Source organism: Mesorhizobium sp. ZC-5, assembly GCF_025753855.1.
GTDB lineage: Bacteria > Pseudomonadota > Alphaproteobacteria > Rhizobiales > Rhizobiaceae > Neomesorhizobium.
Genome location: NZ_JAOWPT010000004.1, coordinates 492,998 through 508,439 on the forward strand (window position 1 = coordinate 492,998; position 15,442 = coordinate 508,439).

18 protein-coding genes are annotated in these 15,442 nt (G+C 63.8%); 10 read left to right on the forward strand and 8 right to left on the reverse strand.

All coding sequences use genetic code 11. The features are described from left to right. Window position 1 precedes the first annotated feature (1 nt). From OHD58_RS14550 to paaZ, 9 genes are all read left to right on the forward strand, one after another. On the forward strand, window positions 2–463 hold the full coding sequence (locus OHD58_RS14550; protein ID WP_263804101.1) for a DUF3291 domain-containing protein: 462 nt from the start codon (window positions 2–4) through the stop codon (window positions 461–463). Between the two features lie 10 nt (window positions 464–473). Continuing rightward, the gene (paaB, locus tag OHD58_RS14555; protein WP_263804102.1) at window positions 474–761 is read left to right on the forward strand and encodes a 1,2-phenylacetyl-CoA epoxidase subunit PaaB; all 288 of its coding nucleotides are present in this window, start codon (window positions 474–476) and stop codon (window positions 759–761) included. After that, window positions 761–1,519 (forward strand): 1,2-phenylacetyl-CoA epoxidase subunit PaaC, encoded by a 759-nt coding sequence (paaC, locus tag OHD58_RS14560; protein WP_263804103.1) that lies wholly within the window; start codon window positions 761–763, stop codon window positions 1,517–1,519. The genes paaB and paaC overlap by 1 nt, the downstream gene beginning before the upstream one ends. 170 nt (window positions 1,520–1,689) lie before the next feature. Next, window positions 1,690–2,217: a 1,2-phenylacetyl-CoA epoxidase subunit PaaD gene (gene paaD, locus OHD58_RS14565; RefSeq protein WP_263804105.1), complete on the forward strand. Its 528-nt coding sequence runs from the start codon at window positions 1,690–1,692 to the stop codon at window positions 2,215–2,217. An 11-nt stretch (window positions 2,218–2,228) separates the two neighbouring features. Beyond that, window positions 2,229–3,314 carry a 1,2-phenylacetyl-CoA epoxidase subunit PaaE gene (gene paaE / locus OHD58_RS14570; RefSeq protein WP_263804106.1) on the forward strand — a complete coding sequence of 362 codons (1,086 nt, stop codon included), beginning with the start codon at window positions 2,229–2,231 and terminating at the stop codon, window positions 3,312–3,314. A gap of 8 nt (window positions 3,315–3,322) precedes the next feature. Continuing rightward, window positions 3,323–3,769: a hydroxyphenylacetyl-CoA thioesterase PaaI gene (gene paaI / locus OHD58_RS14575; RefSeq protein ID WP_263804107.1), complete on the forward strand. Its 447-nt coding sequence runs from the start codon at window positions 3,323–3,325 to the stop codon at window positions 3,767–3,769. Continuing rightward, window positions 3,766–5,076, forward strand: a complete 1,311-nt coding sequence (gene paaK, locus OHD58_RS14580; protein WP_263804109.1) for a phenylacetate--CoA ligase PaaK — start codon at window positions 3,766–3,768, stop codon at window positions 5,074–5,076. The genes paaI and paaK overlap by 4 nt, the downstream gene beginning before the upstream one ends. Next, window positions 5,076–6,311, forward strand: coding sequence for a cytochrome P450 (locus OHD58_RS14585; protein ID WP_263804111.1), 1,236 nt, complete (start codon window positions 5,076–5,078; stop codon window positions 6,309–6,311). The genes paaK and OHD58_RS14585 overlap by 1 nt, the downstream gene beginning before the upstream one ends. After that, complete coding sequence (gene paaZ, locus OHD58_RS14590) at window positions 6,308–8,338, forward strand: phenylacetic acid degradation bifunctional protein PaaZ (RefSeq protein WP_263804112.1); 2,031 nt, start codon at window positions 6,308–6,310, stop codon at window positions 8,336–8,338. Before OHD58_RS14585 ends, paaZ begins: the two co-directional genes overlap by 4 nt. A 66-nt stretch (window positions 8,339–8,404) precedes the next feature. On the opposite strand, the gene OHD58_RS14595 is transcribed toward paaZ, so the two are convergent. The 6 genes from OHD58_RS14595 to OHD58_RS14620 all read right to left on the reverse strand — a co-directional run bounded on the left by OHD58_RS14595 (window position 8,405) and on the right by OHD58_RS14620 (window position 13,084). Continuing rightward, window positions 8,405–9,376: an ABC transporter substrate-binding protein gene (locus OHD58_RS14595; protein WP_263804113.1), complete on the reverse strand. Its 972-nt coding sequence runs from the start codon at window positions 9,374–9,376 to the stop codon at window positions 8,405–8,407. Window positions 9,377–9,393: 17 nt separating this feature from the next. Continuing rightward, on the reverse strand, window positions 9,394–10,539 hold the full coding sequence (locus tag OHD58_RS14600; protein WP_263804114.1) for an ABC transporter permease: 1,146 nt from the start codon (window positions 10,537–10,539) through the stop codon (window positions 9,394–9,396). Then, window positions 10,536–11,420 (reverse strand): ABC transporter permease, encoded by an 885-nt coding sequence (locus OHD58_RS14605; RefSeq protein WP_263804115.1) that lies wholly within the window; start codon window positions 11,418–11,420, stop codon window positions 10,536–10,538. Before OHD58_RS14605 ends, OHD58_RS14600 begins: the two co-directional genes overlap by 4 nt. 207 nt (window positions 11,421–11,627) lie before the next feature. Beyond that, window positions 11,628–11,855: an endonuclease domain-containing protein gene (locus tag OHD58_RS14610; protein ID WP_263804116.1), complete on the reverse strand. Its 228-nt coding sequence runs from the start codon at window positions 11,853–11,855 to the stop codon at window positions 11,628–11,630. 42 nt (window positions 11,856–11,897) lie between these two features. Then, window positions 11,898–12,695, reverse strand: coding sequence for an ABC transporter ATP-binding protein (locus OHD58_RS14615; protein WP_263804117.1), 798 nt, complete (start codon window positions 12,693–12,695; stop codon window positions 11,898–11,900). A gap of 11 nt (window positions 12,696–12,706) precedes the next feature. After that, window positions 12,707–13,084, reverse strand: a complete 378-nt coding sequence (locus OHD58_RS14620) for a hypothetical protein (protein ID WP_263804119.1) — start codon at window positions 13,082–13,084, stop codon at window positions 12,707–12,709. Between the two features lie 59 nt (window positions 13,085–13,143). Here OHD58_RS14620 and OHD58_RS14625 point away from each other — a divergent pair, with 59 nt between their 5' ends. After that, window positions 13,144–13,557 (forward strand): cupin domain-containing protein, encoded by a 414-nt coding sequence (locus OHD58_RS14625; protein WP_263804121.1) that lies wholly within the window; start codon window positions 13,144–13,146, stop codon window positions 13,555–13,557. Window positions 13,558–13,607: 50 nt separating this feature from the next. Here OHD58_RS14625 and OHD58_RS14630 read toward each other — a convergent pair whose 3' ends face one another. Together OHD58_RS14630 and hydA are read right to left on the reverse strand one after the other, a co-directional pair. Further along, window positions 13,608–13,973 carry a hypothetical protein gene (locus OHD58_RS14630; RefSeq protein WP_263804122.1) on the reverse strand — a complete coding sequence of 122 codons (366 nt, stop codon included), beginning with the start codon at window positions 13,971–13,973 and terminating at the stop codon, window positions 13,608–13,610. A 10-nt stretch (window positions 13,974–13,983) separates the two neighbouring features. Continuing rightward, window positions 13,984–15,435 (reverse strand): dihydropyrimidinase, encoded by a 1,452-nt coding sequence (hydA, locus tag OHD58_RS14635; protein ID WP_263804123.1) that lies wholly within the window; start codon window positions 15,433–15,435, stop codon window positions 13,984–13,986. Window positions 15,436–15,442 lie beyond the last annotated feature (7 nt).

A 15,442-nucleotide genomic window follows, 5' to 3' on the forward strand; every position in this document is an offset into this window, starting at 1 on the left:
GATGCATCTTGCCCAGCTCAACATCGCCCGGCCGCGCTTTCGCCTCGAGGATCCGCGCATGGCCGGCTTCGTCGACAATCTCGACCGCGTCAACGCGGTCGCCGAGCGCAGCCCGGGTTTCGTCTGGCGGCTGATCGGCGACGGCAACGACGCCACCGATCTCAGCTTCGAAGACGACCCCGATGTGATCATCAACATGTCGGTGTGGGAGAGCGGCGAGCATCTCGAGCACTTCGTCTGGAACACCGTGCACAAGGCGATCTACCGCCGCCGTGGCGAGTGGTTCCCGCCATTGGGCAAGCCGCATTTCGTTATGTGGCACGTGCCGGCCGGGCATGAGCCGACACTCGCCGAGGCGAAGGCAAGGCTCGATCACCTGGCCGCAAACGGCACCAGCGACCATGCCTTCGGCTGGGAAGGCCTTCCAAATCTGAAGCGCTGGATGGAAGAGCGCTGCGCGTAGGACAAAGAAGATGGCGAAGAACGAAATTCCGCTTTGGGAAGTCTTCATCCGGCCGCGCAACGGCCTGTCGCACAAGCACTGCGGCTCGGTGCACGCGGCCGACGAGGTGATGGCGCTGCAGGCGGCGCGCGACGTCTACACGCGGCGCGGCGAAGGCGTCTCGATCTGGGTCGTCCCCTCCTCCGCCATCACGGCTTCCGACCCCGAGCACAAGGACGAGAATTTCGAGCCGGCGGCCTCGAAAGTCTACCGGCACCCGACCTTCTACAAGATCCCCGACGATGTGGGGCATATGTGATGAGCGACCACGCGACGCTCGTCACCTTCCTGCTCCGGCTGGCCGACGACCACCTGATCCTCGGGCACCGGCTTTCCGAATGGTGCGGCCATGCGCCGATGCTGGAGGAAGATCTTGCCATGCCCAACATGGCACTCGATTTGATCGGCCAGGCGCGTCTGCTCTATGCCTATGCCGCCGAACTGGAAGGCACGGGGCGCAGCGAGGACGATTTCGCCTATCTGCGCCGCGAGCGCGAGTATCTGAACTGCCTGATGGTGGAGCGGCCGAACGGCGACTTCGCCCATACCATGCTGCGCCAGCTCTATTTCGCGGCGTTCATGGAGCCGATGTGGCGCCGCATGACGCGCTCCAGCGACGAAACGCTGGCGGCCATCGCCGCCAAGGCGGTGAAGGAGGTTGCCTATCACATCCGCCATGCCGGCGAATGGGTCATCCGGCTGGGCGACGGCACCGAGGAGAGCGCTTCCCGCACGCGCGATGCGGCAGCAGCGCTTGCGCCTTACCTCGACGAATTGTTCGAGACGGATGCGGTGAGCGATGAGATTGCCGAAGCCGGCATCGCGCCCGATCCGGCATCGCTGCGGCCCGAATTCGACCGCACCATCGGCGGCATCTTCGCCGAAGCGGGGCTGGAGATCGCCAGGCCCGCCTATGCGCAGACCGGCGGCCGCGCCGGCCGTCACGGCGAGGCGATGGGCTTTCTGCTGACCGAGTTGCAATACATGCAGCGGACTTTTCCGGGAGCGGTGTGGTGAGTTTCCGCGCTGAACATGGCGAACGTAGGCGGGACAGCGCCCCCCTCTGGCCTGCCGGCCATCTCCCCCGCAAGGGGGGAGATCAGCCTTCACATCTGCTTTCGCCAATCGCCAATGTTTCGAGAATGGCGTCGGCGCAAAAGCTGCCAATCTCCCCACCTGTGGGGGAGATGTCCGGCAGGACAGAGGGGGGCAACGTCGAACGAAAATTTGCGGCGATTGACAACCAACGCCGCGCCTGGGCCGCCGCCGCATCCGTGCTCGATCCGGAAGTGCCGTGTGTCACCGTCGCCGATCTCGGTATCCTGCGCTCTGTCGAAATCGAAGACGGTATCGCCGCGGCGAAAGTCACGCCGACCTATTCCGGCTGCCCCGCCGTGCTCGCCATCGAGCTTGCCATAGAGGCCGCATTGCGCGACGCCGGTTTCGAGGCGCGTGTCGAGCGGGTGATGGCGCCGGCCTGGACCACCGACTGGATCACACCGGAAGGCCGCGACAAGCTGAAAGCCTATGGCATCGCGCCACCGGCGACGGCTTCGAACTCAATCCGCGCGCTGTTTGGCGAGACGGAAGTCGCGTGCCCGCAATGCGGTTCCGTTGAGACCGAACGCCTGTCCGAGTTCGGCTCAACCGCCTGCAAGGCGCTTTACCGTTGCAAGACATGCGCCGAGCCGTTCGACTATTTCAAATGCATCTGAGCTGATCGAAAATGGCGCCGCGGTTCCATCAACTGACCATCGCCGAGATCGACCGGCAGACGCCGGAAGCGGTGGCGCTCGGCTTCGCGGTTCCTGCGGAACTGCGCGAAACTTTCGCTTTTCGTCCCGGGCAATATCTGACGCTCGCAGCCGACATCGACGGCGAGGAAATCCGCCGCTCCTATTCGATCTGCTCGATGCCGGGAGAGCCGCTGGTGCGCGTCGGGGTCAAGAAGGTTGCGGATGGCCGCTTTTCCCGCTTCGTCAACGACCACCTCGGCGTTGGCGACAGCATCCGCGTCATGCCACCGGAAGGCCGCTTCACGCCGAGGCTCGGCGGCGGCAAACGGCAGGACTATCTGTTGATCGCTTCCGGCTCCGGCATCACGCCGATGCTGTCGATCGCCGCGACCGTGCTCGGCCACGAGCCGAAGAGCACCATCACGCTGATCTACGGCAACCGCGCCACCGACGCGATCATGTTTCGCGAGGAACTCGAGGACCTGAAGGACAGCCATCTCGGCCGCTTCACGCTGGTGCATGTGCTGTCGCGCGAAAAGCAGGACGTAGAGTTGCTGAACGGCCGCATCGATGGTGCCCGCATCACCGCGATGGCCGAACGCGGGCTGATCGATCCGCAGAATGCCGACGGCGTGTTCCTGTGCGGACCCGGCGAAATGATCGACGAGGTCGCGGCCGCGCTGCAATCGCTCGGTGTTCCGGACGAAAAGATCCGCTTCGAACGGTTCACGCCAGCCGGCGAGATCGCGCCGAAAAGAGCGCCATCGGAAGCGGTCCAGCAAGCGGTGGCGCAAGGCGTCGACATCGAAATCGTGCTGGACGGCGTGCGCCGCAACTTTCCGATGGCCGAGGCAGACCTGTCGGTGCTCGACGCCGCACATGCCGCCGGTATCGAACTGCCCTACTCCTGCGCCGGCGGCATGTGCTGCACCTGCCGCTGCCGCGTGGTCGAGGGCTCGGCCGAGATGGCGGTCAACTATTCGCTGGAGAAATGGGAGATCGAGGCCGGGTTCACGCTGGCTTGCCAGTCGCGCCCGACCAGCGGGAAACTGGTGCTGGATTTCGACGCCACGTAGGGGGGAGCATGACGCCGGAGGAGATCGCGCGCAAAAGCGCGGACGCGATGTGGACGCGCGACGACGCGTCGAAATGGCTGGGCGCCCGGCTCGATACGGTCGGGCCTGGCACCGCTTCGCTGTCGATGACGGTGGAAAAGCACCACACCAACGGCCACGACATCTGCCACGGCGGCTTCATCTTCACGCTGGCGGATTCGGCTTTTGCCTTCGCCTGCAATTCCTACAACCAGATCGCGGTCGCGCAGCACAACACGATCAGCTTCATCGCGCCGGGTTTTCGCGGCGACCGGCTTACGGCCCAAGCGCGCGAAATCTCGCGCAGTGGGCGTTCCGGGCTTTATGATGTCCGGGTGACCAACCAGGATGGCCGCCTGATCGCCGAATTCCGGGGCGCATCGCGCGTCATCAAAGGCGTCCACTTCGAAGACGCCGCCACGGGAGGAGAAAAATGAGGAACCTCACTCCGGAGAGGAAGGACCTCGATCCGATCGAGATCGCCTCGCGCGACGAGATTGCCGCATTTCAGCTCAACCGGCTGAAATGGTCGCTCGGCCATGCCTATGCGAACGTCCCGCACTACAGGAAGAGCTTCGATGAGGCCGGTATCCATCCTGGCGATCTGAACAGCCTGGCGGACCTGAAAAATTTTCCGTTCACGGTGAAGACCGACCTGCGCGACAACTATCCCTTCGGCATGTTCGCTGTGCCGCGTGAAAAAGTCGCCCGCATCCATGCCTCTTCCGGCACCACAGGCAAGCCGACGGTGGTGGGCTACACGAAGCACGACCTCGATGTCTGGGCCGACTGCATGGCGCGCTCGATGCGCGCGGCCGGCACGCGGCCCGGCGACATCGTGCATGTTGCTTACGGCTACGGGCTTTTCACCGGCGGCCTCGGCGCCCATTACGGCGCCGAGCGGCTTGGCTGCACCGTAGTGCCGGTGTCGGGCGGCATGACCACAAGGCAGGTCACCCTGATCGAGGATTTTCAGGCGACCACGATCATGGTGACGCCGTCCTACATGCTCTCGATCCTCGACGAGTACCGCGCGCAAGGGCTCGATCCACGCGAAAGCCCGCTGCAGGTCGGCATTTTCGGCGCCGAGCCGTGGACCAACGCCATGCGTGCAGAGATCGAGCAGGCTTTCGATATGCACGCGGTCGATATCTACGGCCTGTCGGAAGTGATGGGGCCGGGTGTCGCCAACGAGTGCGTCGAGACCAAGGACGGACTGCACATCTGGGAAGATCATTTCTACCCGGAGATCATCGACCCGGAGACCGGCGAGCCGGTGGCCGACGGCGAGATGGGCGAACTGGTGTTCACCTCGCTTTCCAAGGAGGCGTTTCCGATTATTCGCTACCGCACCCGCGACCTGACGCGCTTGCTGCCGGGCACAGCGCGCTCGATGCGGCGCATGGAGAAGATCACCGGCCGCTCCGACGACATGATGATCCTGCGCGGCGTCAACGTGTTCCCGACGCAGATCGAGGAACAGATCCTGAAGGTGAAGAGCCTGGCACCGCATTTCCAGATCGAGCTGTGGCGTGACGGCAGGCTGGACTGCATGACGGTGCATGTGGAGGCCGCTCCAGGGCAAGATTCGGAGAGCGTGCGCGCGGGCTCGGCCGGCGTCTTGCAGGAGCGCATCAAGGAAGTCGTCGGCGTAACCGTGATCGTCGACGTGACCGAACCGGAAAAGGTGGCGCGCAGCCAGGGCAAGGCACAGCGCATCGTCGACAACCGGCCGAAAGCCTGATGGACGCGTCCGAACAGCTGGCGCGGGATTTCGAGATCACCGCCCTGCCCCGGGATTTCGCGGACGACCCGTTTCCGGTCTACCGAGCGCTGCTCGAACACGCACCGCTGAAGCGCTTTGCCGACGGCTCGGTGATGCTGTCGCGCTGGGCCGATCTCGACCGCGTCTACCGCGACACGAAAACGTTCTCGTCGGACAAGAAGGTCGAGTTCCTGCCGAAGTTCGGCAAAAACGCGCCGCTCTACGAGCATCACACGACCAGCCTCGTCTTCAACGATCCGCCGCTGCACACGCGGGTCAGGAAAATAATGGTCGGCGCGATGACGCCGCGTGCGCTGGCCGCGATGGAGCCGGGACTGGTCCGGCTTGTCGACCGCCTGCTCGACCGGCTCGCCGAGAAGCAAAATGTCGACCTGATCGAGGACTTCGCCTCGGCGATTCCGGTCGAGGTGATCGGCAATCTGTTCGACATGCCGCACGAGGAACGCGGCCCGCTGCGCGACTGGTCGCTGGCGATTCTCGGCGCGCTGGAGCCGGTGCTGTCGCCGGAGCAGCAGGAGCGCGGCAACCGCGCCGTCATCGCCTTCAAGACCTATCTCGGCGAACTCGCCGAAAAGCGCCGCAAGAAGCCGGGCGACCCGCAAACCGACGTTTTGACCCGGTTGATCAACGGCAATGACGGCGAGTTGCTGACCGAAACCGAACTGCTGCAGAACTGTATCTTCATCCTCAATGCCGGCCACGAGACGACGACCAATTTGATCGGCAATGCGCTGTTCGAACTGGCGCAGTGGCCGAAGGAAAAGCGGCGGCTCCTGGAGAACCCTGAATTGATCGATACAGCCGTCGACGAGTTCCTGCGCTTCCAGAGTCCCAACCAGCTCGGCAACCGGATGACGGCCGAGCCGGCCGATTTCCACGGCGAGACGATTCCCGCCGGCACGCGCATTCATTTGTGCATTGGCGCCGCCAACCGCGACCCGCGCCATTTCAACGAGCCCGACCGCCTCGACATTGCGCGCAAGCCCAACAAGCATCTCGCCTTCGCCGGCGGGCCGCATCTTTGCGTCGGCTTTTCGCTGGCGCGGATGGAGGGGCGTATCGCGGTGGCGCGGTTCCTGAAACGGTTTCCCGACTTCACGCTGGCTGGCACGCCGAAGCGCACCGGGCGCGTGCGTTTTCGCGGTTTCGCGTCATTGCCGGCGACCATGAACGGATTGGAGTCTTCGAAATGAGCCGCATCTTCCTGCAGAGCTACGCCGCCGGCAAATGGTTGCCGCCATCGGGCAAGATCAGCGAACTGAAGAGTGCCGTCACCGGCAAGGTCATCGCCGAGATCGGCTCGTCCGGCCCTGACTTCGGCGCGATGACGCAGCACGCCCGTGATGTCGGCGGCAAGATCCTGCGCCGCCACACCTTCCACGAGCGCGCCGCCATGCTGAAGGCGCTGGCGCAATATCTCAACGAACGGCGCGACGCGCTCTACGAGCTCTCCTACGACACCGGCGCCACCAAGGCCGATTCGATGATCGACATCGACGGCGGCATCGGCACGCTGTTCGCCTACTCCTCCAAGGGCCGCCGCGAACTGCCCGACGACGTGCTGTTCGTCGAAGGTGCGCTGGAACAGCTTTCCAAGGGCGGCAACTTCCTCGGCCAGCATATCGCCACTCCGCTGCAAGGCGTCGCGGTCCACGTCAACGCCTTCAATTTTCCGGTCTGGGGCATGCTGGAAAAACTGGCGCCGACGCTGCTTGCCGGCGTGCCGGCGATCGTCAAGCCGGCGTCCGCGACCGCCTGGCTGGCGGAAGCCTGCTTCCGCATGATCGCACAGTCCGGCATCCTGCCGGAGGGTGCTGTGCAGTTCATCGCAGGCCCGACCGGCGACTTGCTCGACCGGCTGACGGCGCAGGACGTGGTGTCCTTCACCGGCTCCGCGGCGACGGCGCAGATGCTGCGCTCGAACCGCCGGCTGGTCGAAAATTCCGTCCGTTTCATTGCCGAGCAGGATTCGCTCAACGCTTCGGTGCTTGGTCCCGACGCCGCGCCCGGCACGCCCGAATTCGACATCTTCGTCAAGGAGGTGCACCGCGAGATGACGGCCAAGGCCGGGCAGAAATGCACCGCCATCCGCCGCATCATCGTGCCCGGCGCGCACCGTGAGGCGGTAATCGAGGCAGTCGCCGACCGGCTGGCGAAGACGGTGGTCGGCGACCCGCGCAACGAAGCGACCCGTATGGGCGCGCTGGCCAGCCTGGCGCAGCGTGCGGATGTGCTGGAAAAGGCGGCCATCATCGGCCGGGAAACCAGGCGCGTGTTCGGCGATCCCGGGAATTTCAAGGCGGACGGCGCCGATAGCGAAGGCGGCGCCTTCCTGCCGCCGATGCTGTTTGAGTGCGTCGATCCCGACGGCGCCGAAAGCATCCATGCCGTCGAGGCCTTCGGCCCCGTGTCGACAGTGATGGGGTACCGCGATCTCGACCATGCCCTGGCGCTTGCCAACCGCGGCAAGGGCTCGCTGGTGGCCTCGATCTTCACCAACGATCCGGCGGTGGCGAGGCAGGCAGTGCTGGCATCGGGCGCCTGGCATGGACGGCTTTATTTCGCCAACCGCGACACCGGCAAGGAGGCGACCGGGCACGGCTCGCCGCTGCCGCATATGATCCACGGCGGTCCCGGCCGCGCCGGCGGCGGCGAGGAAATGGGCGGCATCCGCGGCGTGCTGCACTACATGCAGCGCACGGCGGTGCAGGCGAGCCCTAATCTGCTGGCCGGCATCACACGCTCTTATGTGCCGGGCTCTGAGACGGTCGAGAAGCCGCAGCACCCGTTCCGCATGCGCTTTTCCGAACTCGACATCGGCCACACGATCAACACCGCATCGCGCACGGTCACGCTGGAAGACATCGAGCATTTCGCCGAATTCACTGGTGACACTTTTTACGCCCACATGGACGAGGAAGCGGCGAAGGCGAACCCGTTCTTCCCCGGCCGCGTCGCGCACGGCTATCTGATCCTGTCGTTCGCGGCGGGGCTGTTCGTCGACCCGGCGCCGGGTCCGGTGCTTGCCAATTACGGTCTCGACAACCTGCGCTTCATGAAGCCGGTATCGCCGGGCGACAGCCTGAAGGTTCGGCTGACGGCCAAGCAGAAAACCCGCCGCAACGACGAGTACGGTGAGGTGCGCTGGGATGTCGGTGTCTACAACCAGGATGGCGAGCAGGTGGCCGGCTACGAGCTTTTAACGATGAACGCGATGTAGATCTGCCGATGCAGCAACGAAAAAGGGGCGGTCGCCCGCCCCTTTCCAGTTCCGATTGCAAATCCGCTATTTGATCGCCTTGTCGGTGATCGCTGACGTCCAGGCGCCGGACGGCTCCTTGGTGATGATCTTCTGCGCCAGCAGCGCGTCGGCGGTGCGTTTGTAGGCCGCTTCGATCAGCTTGCCGTCGGCGTTGTCGATCAGCTTGGCAACCTCGCCCATCATGCGCTTCTGGTGGTTTTCGTCCTGACCGCCATTGTCCATGACGATCTCGGCAGCCTCGTCCGGATTTTCGGTGGCGTATTTCCAGCCCTTCATCGAAGCGCGGACGAACTTCACCATCTTCTCCTCGAAGGCCGGATCCTTGAGCTTGTCTTCCATCGCGTAGAGGCCGTCCTCGAGGAGGTCGACGCCCATGGCGGTGTAGTTGAAAACGACCAGGTCTTCCGGCTTGTAGCCGGCGTCGATCAGCTGCCAGTATTCGTTGTAGGTCATGACCGAGATGCAATCGGCCTGCTTCTGGATCAGCGGCTGCACGTCGAAGCTCTGCTTGAGCACGGTGACGCCGTCGGGCCCGCCCTCTGTCGGCAGGCCGAGCTTGTTCATCCAGGCATAGAACGGATATTCGTTGCCGAAGAACCAGACGCCGAGTGTCTTGCCCTTGAAGTCGGCTTCGGTCTTCACCGGCCCGTCTTTCGGACAGACGAGCTCCATGCCGGCCTTCTTGAACGGCTGCGCGATGTTGACGAGGTTGACGCCCTTGTCGCGGGCCGCGAGCGCGCCGCCCATCCAGTCGACGATCACGTCGGCGCCGCCGCCGGCGATCACCTGCTCGGGCGCGATGTCCGGGCCGCCCGGCTTGATCTCGACGTCGAGCCCTTCCTCTTCATAGAAGCCCTTGTCCTTGGCGACGTAGTAGCCGCCGAACTGGGCCTGCGTCACCCATTTGAGCTGCAGCGTCACCTTGTCGGCTGCCAGCGCCTGGAAGGCGGCGAGCGAAAATGCCCCCGCCAAAAGTACCGTCATTGTTTTTTTCATTGCCCTACCTCTGGAGATTACGCCCGCCCACCACGGACGGACGGATGCCAAAACGTGGCCGCTCTTTCGACAAGAGCGATCACGCCATAGAAGACCGAACCCGCGAGCGCCGCAACCGCGATTTCGGCCCAGACCATGTCGATGTTCATCCGCCCCACCTCCGTCGAGATGCGGAATCCCATGCCGACAACCGGAGTGCCGAAGAACTCTGCGACGATGGCGCCGATCAGCGCCAGCGTCGAGTTGATCTTCAGCGCATTGAAGATGAAGGGAGCAGCAGCAGGCAGCCGGAGCTTCACCAGCGTCTGCCAGTAATTGGACGCATAGGTGCGCATCAGATCGCGCTCCATGTGGCCGGAGGCGGCGAGCCCGGCGACGGTGTTCACCAGCATCGGGAAGAAAGTCATGATGACGACCACCGCCGCCTTGGACTGCCAGTCGAAGCCGAACCACATCACCATGATGGGCGCGACGCCGATGATCGGCAGCGCCGACACCATGTTGCCGATCGGCAGCAGGCCCTTGCGCAGGAAGGAAACGCGATCGGCGAGGATGGCGGTGACGAAGCCGGCACCGCAGCCGATGACATAGCCGGCGATCACCGCCTTGAAGATCGTCTGGTTGACGTCTGCCGCGAGAACCGGCAGCGAATTTGCGATGCGCGCGCCGATGGCGCTCGGCGGCGGCAAGAGGATAAATGGGATGCCCGCGCCGCGCGTCACCGCCTCCCAGATGATCAGAATCCAGGCGCCGAAGATCGCCGGGATCAAAAGCCTGAGGAGAGCGTTGGCAGTCCGGTTGGCCGGATGCATCGATGAAAGAACCGTCACGCAACGCCAGGCCAGCAACCAGCAGGCGGCGAGCAGCAGATAGAATGGCGTGCGGGCGATGCCGTTGGCCGAGGCGATTTCGGCAAACAGCAGGAACACGGCAATGTGCGCGCCGAGGAACAGCGCGGTGGCCTTGACCGCAGCGCTGCTGAACTTCGCATCCACGACACAGCCGATCAGGATCAACCCGACAATCAGCGCCGTGACAAGCATGGACGTGGCGGGGGCCGAGTAGGCCGGCTCAACCGCCGCTATGGGCAAAAAAAACAGCGAGGCGATCGCCAGCAGGCCGGCGACAAGGCATTGCCAGGAGAGGTAGAAGGCGGTGTTCATGCCGGCCGCGCTCCCATGGCGCGATCCACAATGCGCCCGGCAAAGCCCACCAGCCCGACCAGAAGCAGCGCGACGACCGAGCCTGCGACAAGTGCGGCCCACATGTCGATGGTGTTGGAGAAATAGGAGGCGTTGAGCAGCTTGGCGCCGATGCCGGCCACCGCGCCGGTCGGCAGTTCACCGACGATGGCGCCGACCAGGCTGGCTGCGACCGCCACCTTCATCGAGGCGAACAGGAACGGCACCGAAGCCGGCACGCGCAGCTTCCAGAAGGTCTGCGACGGGCTGGCATTGTAGGTGTGCATCAGGTCAAGATGCATGATTTCGGGCGACCGCAGCCCCTTCACCATGCCGACCGCCACCGGGAAGAACGACAGGTAGGTCGAGATCAGCGCCTTCGGCAGAAGCCCGGTGATGCCGATCGCCGCCAGCACCACGATGATCATCGGTGCGATCGCCAAGATCGGAATAGTCTGCGAGGCGATGATCCACGGCATCAGGCTGCGGTCGAGCGCCAGCACATGCACGATGCCGACGGCGATCAGGATGCCGAGCGCCGTGCCGAACGCGAAGCCGAGCATGGTCGAGGCGAGCGTCACCCCGGCATGGTAGACCAGGCTGCGATTGCTGGTGATTTTCCTTAAGAACGTGTTCTCGAAAAAGTTCTGTGCCACCTGGTGCGGTGCCGGCACGATCGGCTTCGGCTGCGACAGCGTCTTTTCCACGAAGTCGACGACGATGCGGGGCGGTTCACCCGCGCGCCGGTCCAGATCGCGTTGGAACGGCGCGTTCATGAATACGGCAAGGACGTACCAGCCCACCACGATGCCGAGCAGGATAGTGGTGACGGGAAGGAATTTGGCGCGGAGCGGATCTGTCATGAGGCGGACCGGAATCCCCCTCCCCCTTGTGGGGAGGGGTTAGGGGTGGGGGTAACTTTTTCCTCCATCAGTCCGAGTTCGTGCAGTATCGCCACGATGCATCCTTCGAAAGAATCCGCTAATTCGCCCGTGTTGAGACGAAGAACTTTATAACCCTGTGATCCAAGCCACACATCTCGCTTGACTTCTCTGGCAAGACCTTCCGGGCTAAAGCTCACCATCAACCTCAATCACGAGTCGATGTTCGTGGATCGCAAAGTCTACGACATCGGGGCCAATCGGAACCTGCTTTCGCACATGAATTCCATACCAGCGCCGGAATTGCCTCAACTCCGACCAAAGTTTCCGTTCACCATCGGTCATGTTCTGGCGCAAACCTCGAGCACGAGGAATGGCGCTTGGCTTGATGCCGGTTGGCACGATGAGTACCCCCACCCCTAACCCCTCCCCACAAGGGGGAGGGGGACTTTCTTGACGTCAATCATCATAACTGTGCCCCGCTCTCAGCCCCTCGCGCACCCGCGCTGCGATGGCCAAAAACTCCGGCGACTCGCGGATATCCAGCGGGCGCTTTTTCGGCAGCGTCGATTCGATGACGTCGGTGACGCGGCCGGGTCGCGGCGACATCACGACGATGCGCGTCGAGAGGTAGACGGCCTCGGGAATCGAGTGGGTGACGAAGCAGATCGTCTTGTTGGTGCGCTCCCAGAGTTCAAGAAGCTGCTCGTTGAGATGATCGCGCACGATCTCGTCGAGTGCCCCGAACGGCTCGTCCATCAGGAGAAGATCGGCGTCAAAGGCGAGCGCGCGGGCGATCGACGCGCGCTGCTGCATGCCGCCGGAAAGCTGCCACGGATATTTCTTCTCGAAGCCGGTCAGGTTGACCAGGTCGAGCGTGCGCCGGATGCGCTCCGCCTGTTCGGCTTTCGGCATGCCGATGATTTCCAGCGGCAGTCCAACATTGCGCTCGATGGTACGCCACGGATAAAGCGCCGCCGCCTGGAAGACATAACCATAGGCGCGTTTCATGCGCGCCTGTTCCGGCGTCATGCCGTTGACGGAAATCGACCCCGCGGTGGCTTTTTCGAGATCGGCGATCACCCGCAGGAACGTCGTCTTGCCGCAACCCGAAGGCCCGATGAAAGAGACGAACTCGCCCTTGCCGATGGTGAGGTCGACATTCGACAGCGCTTCGACGGGGCCGTCATTGGTCTCAAAGGTCAGCCCGAGACCCTTCGCCTCGACGACCGAGTTTGACTTTGCCGGCCCCGCCATACGCTACCCGTTCATTCGCATCGATCGACGACGGCGATCTGCTCGCCGCTCTCGCTGTACAACTCGTAGGCGTCCCTCTCGCCTGCCTTCATGATAAGCATGAATTCGATCGAGCGGAACGTCTCGCCTTCGTGGCTGCACAGCATTGTCGCCACCTGGCTGCCGTCCATCGCCTTCGACGCCTGCACGAACTCGCAGCCGGTAGCGAAGCGCTCGTAGGCTTGAGAGGTCAGCGCGATTAGGCTGTCATCGTCCCGATCGGCGTTGTAGAGGTAGTTGCAGCCGGCTTTGTTGCCGTACATGCCGGTGAGGTCGACGACATTTGCCGAAGCGATGGTGGCGCTGAAAAGCATCGCGATGGATGCCGCGACGATGGTCCTGCATTTCATGCGATTGCCTCCGGCTCCCTCGCCCGCCGCGCGGCGGCAAGCTCAACGAGTGTACTGCAATGAACAAAACAGACAGGCGGACCTGCAGTCTCGTTCGCCCTTCCGGCAGTTACCACGGCAAGCAAGGCCTGTCCTACTTCGAGGGTGTCTCGGCGCAAAGCGTGGGGTCGTGCGGCATCTGCATGCATGTCGTTACCATCCCGCCCGGCGCGCGCGCCAAGGCCCACCTTCACGAGAGCCACGAGACCGCGCTCTACGTCATCTCCGGCGAGGCGGTGACCTGGTATGGCGACCGGTTGGAGCACATGGCGGTCACCAGGGCCGGCGACATGTTCTACATCCCGGCCGGCGTGCCGCATCTGCCGGCCAATGTGTCCGACGCGCCCTGCACCGCCGTGATCGCCCGCACCGACGCGAATGAGCAGGAGAGCGTGGTGTTGCTGCCGGAACTGGACGGCCTCGTCCCGCGCTGACGGGTAATAGAAATCGCGACTGTCGCGGATGCTGGCGGCCCTGCTCATTCTCAGGTCGGGCAAGCCGATAGTTCGGCCAGTCGCCCGCCCTCGGCGTTGAACAAGCGGTAGGCGTCGCCGTTTGGCGTCTTGACCACCCGCACGATCTCGACGGTCTGCACGTCCAGCTCCTGCTGGCAGAGCATGGTGACGATGCGGCTTCCGTCGCTCGCGGGCAGCACCTGGACATATTCGCACTCGGTGACGAAGTCCTTGTACTGGGTGGAGGTGAGCACGGTCACGGCTTCTTCCCACAGTGTCTGGTCCTTCAGGTATTTGCAGCCTTCCGGCGAGCCATAGACACCCGGCAGATCGAGCGTTGCAGCCGCCGCCGCGCCAGCCGTCAACAATGCCACCGCCGCGAAAGCTAACCGCATGGCCGCACCGTCAAACGCCGGTCGCCGGAATGCCGCTGCGCTCTACCTTGCGCGGCGCGGTGATTTGCTTCCAGGTCGACAGCGCCCGGTTGACCGCGGCGTTCGGCTCGCGCGCCACGAACTCGCCGTGGCCGGGCTTCACGTCCACCTTGCCGTCGTTCACCGCCACCTCGCCGCGGGTGAAGACGAAGCGCGGCAGGCCGGTCACCTCGACGCCCTCGAAGACGTTGTAGTCGATCACCGACTGCTGCTTGCCGGCCGAGATAGTCTTTTTCTTGCTTGGGTCCCAGACGACGATGTCGGCGTCGGCCCCTTCGACGATGGCGCCCTTCTTCGGATACATGTTGAGGATCTTGGCGATGTTGGTCGAGGTCACGGCGACGAACTCGTTCATCGTCAGCCGGCCCGTGTTGACGCCCTTGGTCCAGAGCACCGGCATGCGGTCTTCGAGGCCGCCGGTACCATTGGGGATTTTGGTGAAATCGCCGACGCCGTTGCGCTTCTGCTTGGTGGTGAAGGCGCAGTGATCGGTCGCCACCACCTGCAGCGAACCGGCCTGCAGGCCGGCCCACAGCGAATCCTGGTGAAGCTTGTTGCGGAAGGGCGGGCTCATCACGCGACGCGCCGCATGGTCCCAGTCCTTGTTGAAATATTCGGTTTCGTCGAGCACCAGATGCTGGATCAGCGGCTCGCCATAGACGCGCATGCCCTTCTGGCGGGCACGGCGGATCGCCTCATGCGCCTGCTCGCAGGAGGTGTGGACGACATAAAGCGGCGCGCCCGCCATGTCGGCGATCATGATGGCGCGGTTGGTCGCCTCGCCTTCCACCTCCGGCGGACGCGAATAGGCGTGCGCCTCCGGCCCGTTGTTGCCGGCGGCAAGAAGTTTCTGGCTGAGCTGTGCCACCACATCGCCGTTCTCGGCATGCACCAGCGGCAGCGCGCCAAGCTCGGCGCAGCGCTGGAACGACGAATACATCTCGTCGTCGTCGACCATCAGCGCGCCCTTGTAGGCCATGAAGTGCTTGAACGAGGTGATGCCCCGGTCGACGACCTCGGCCATCTCGTTGAACACCTGCTCGCCCCACCAGGTGATCGCCATGTGGAAGGAATAATCGGAGCAGGCCTTCGAGGTCTTGTTGTCCCACATCTGCAGCGCTTCGAGCAGCGATTGCTGCGGCGACGGCAGGCAGAAATCGACCACCATCGTGGTGCCGCCGGAAAGCCCCGCCCGCGTGCCGGATTCAAAATCATCGGCGGAATACGTGCCCATGAAAGGCATTTCGAGATGGGTGTGCGGGTCAATGCCGCCCGGCATCACATAGCAGCCGGTAGCGTCGAACTCGTGATCGGCATGCAGGTCGGAACCGATGGCGACGATCTTGCCGTGCTGGAACAGCACGTCGGCCTTCCAGGTGCGGTCGGCGGTGACGACGGTGCCGTTCTTGATGACTCTGGTCATTGTCAAA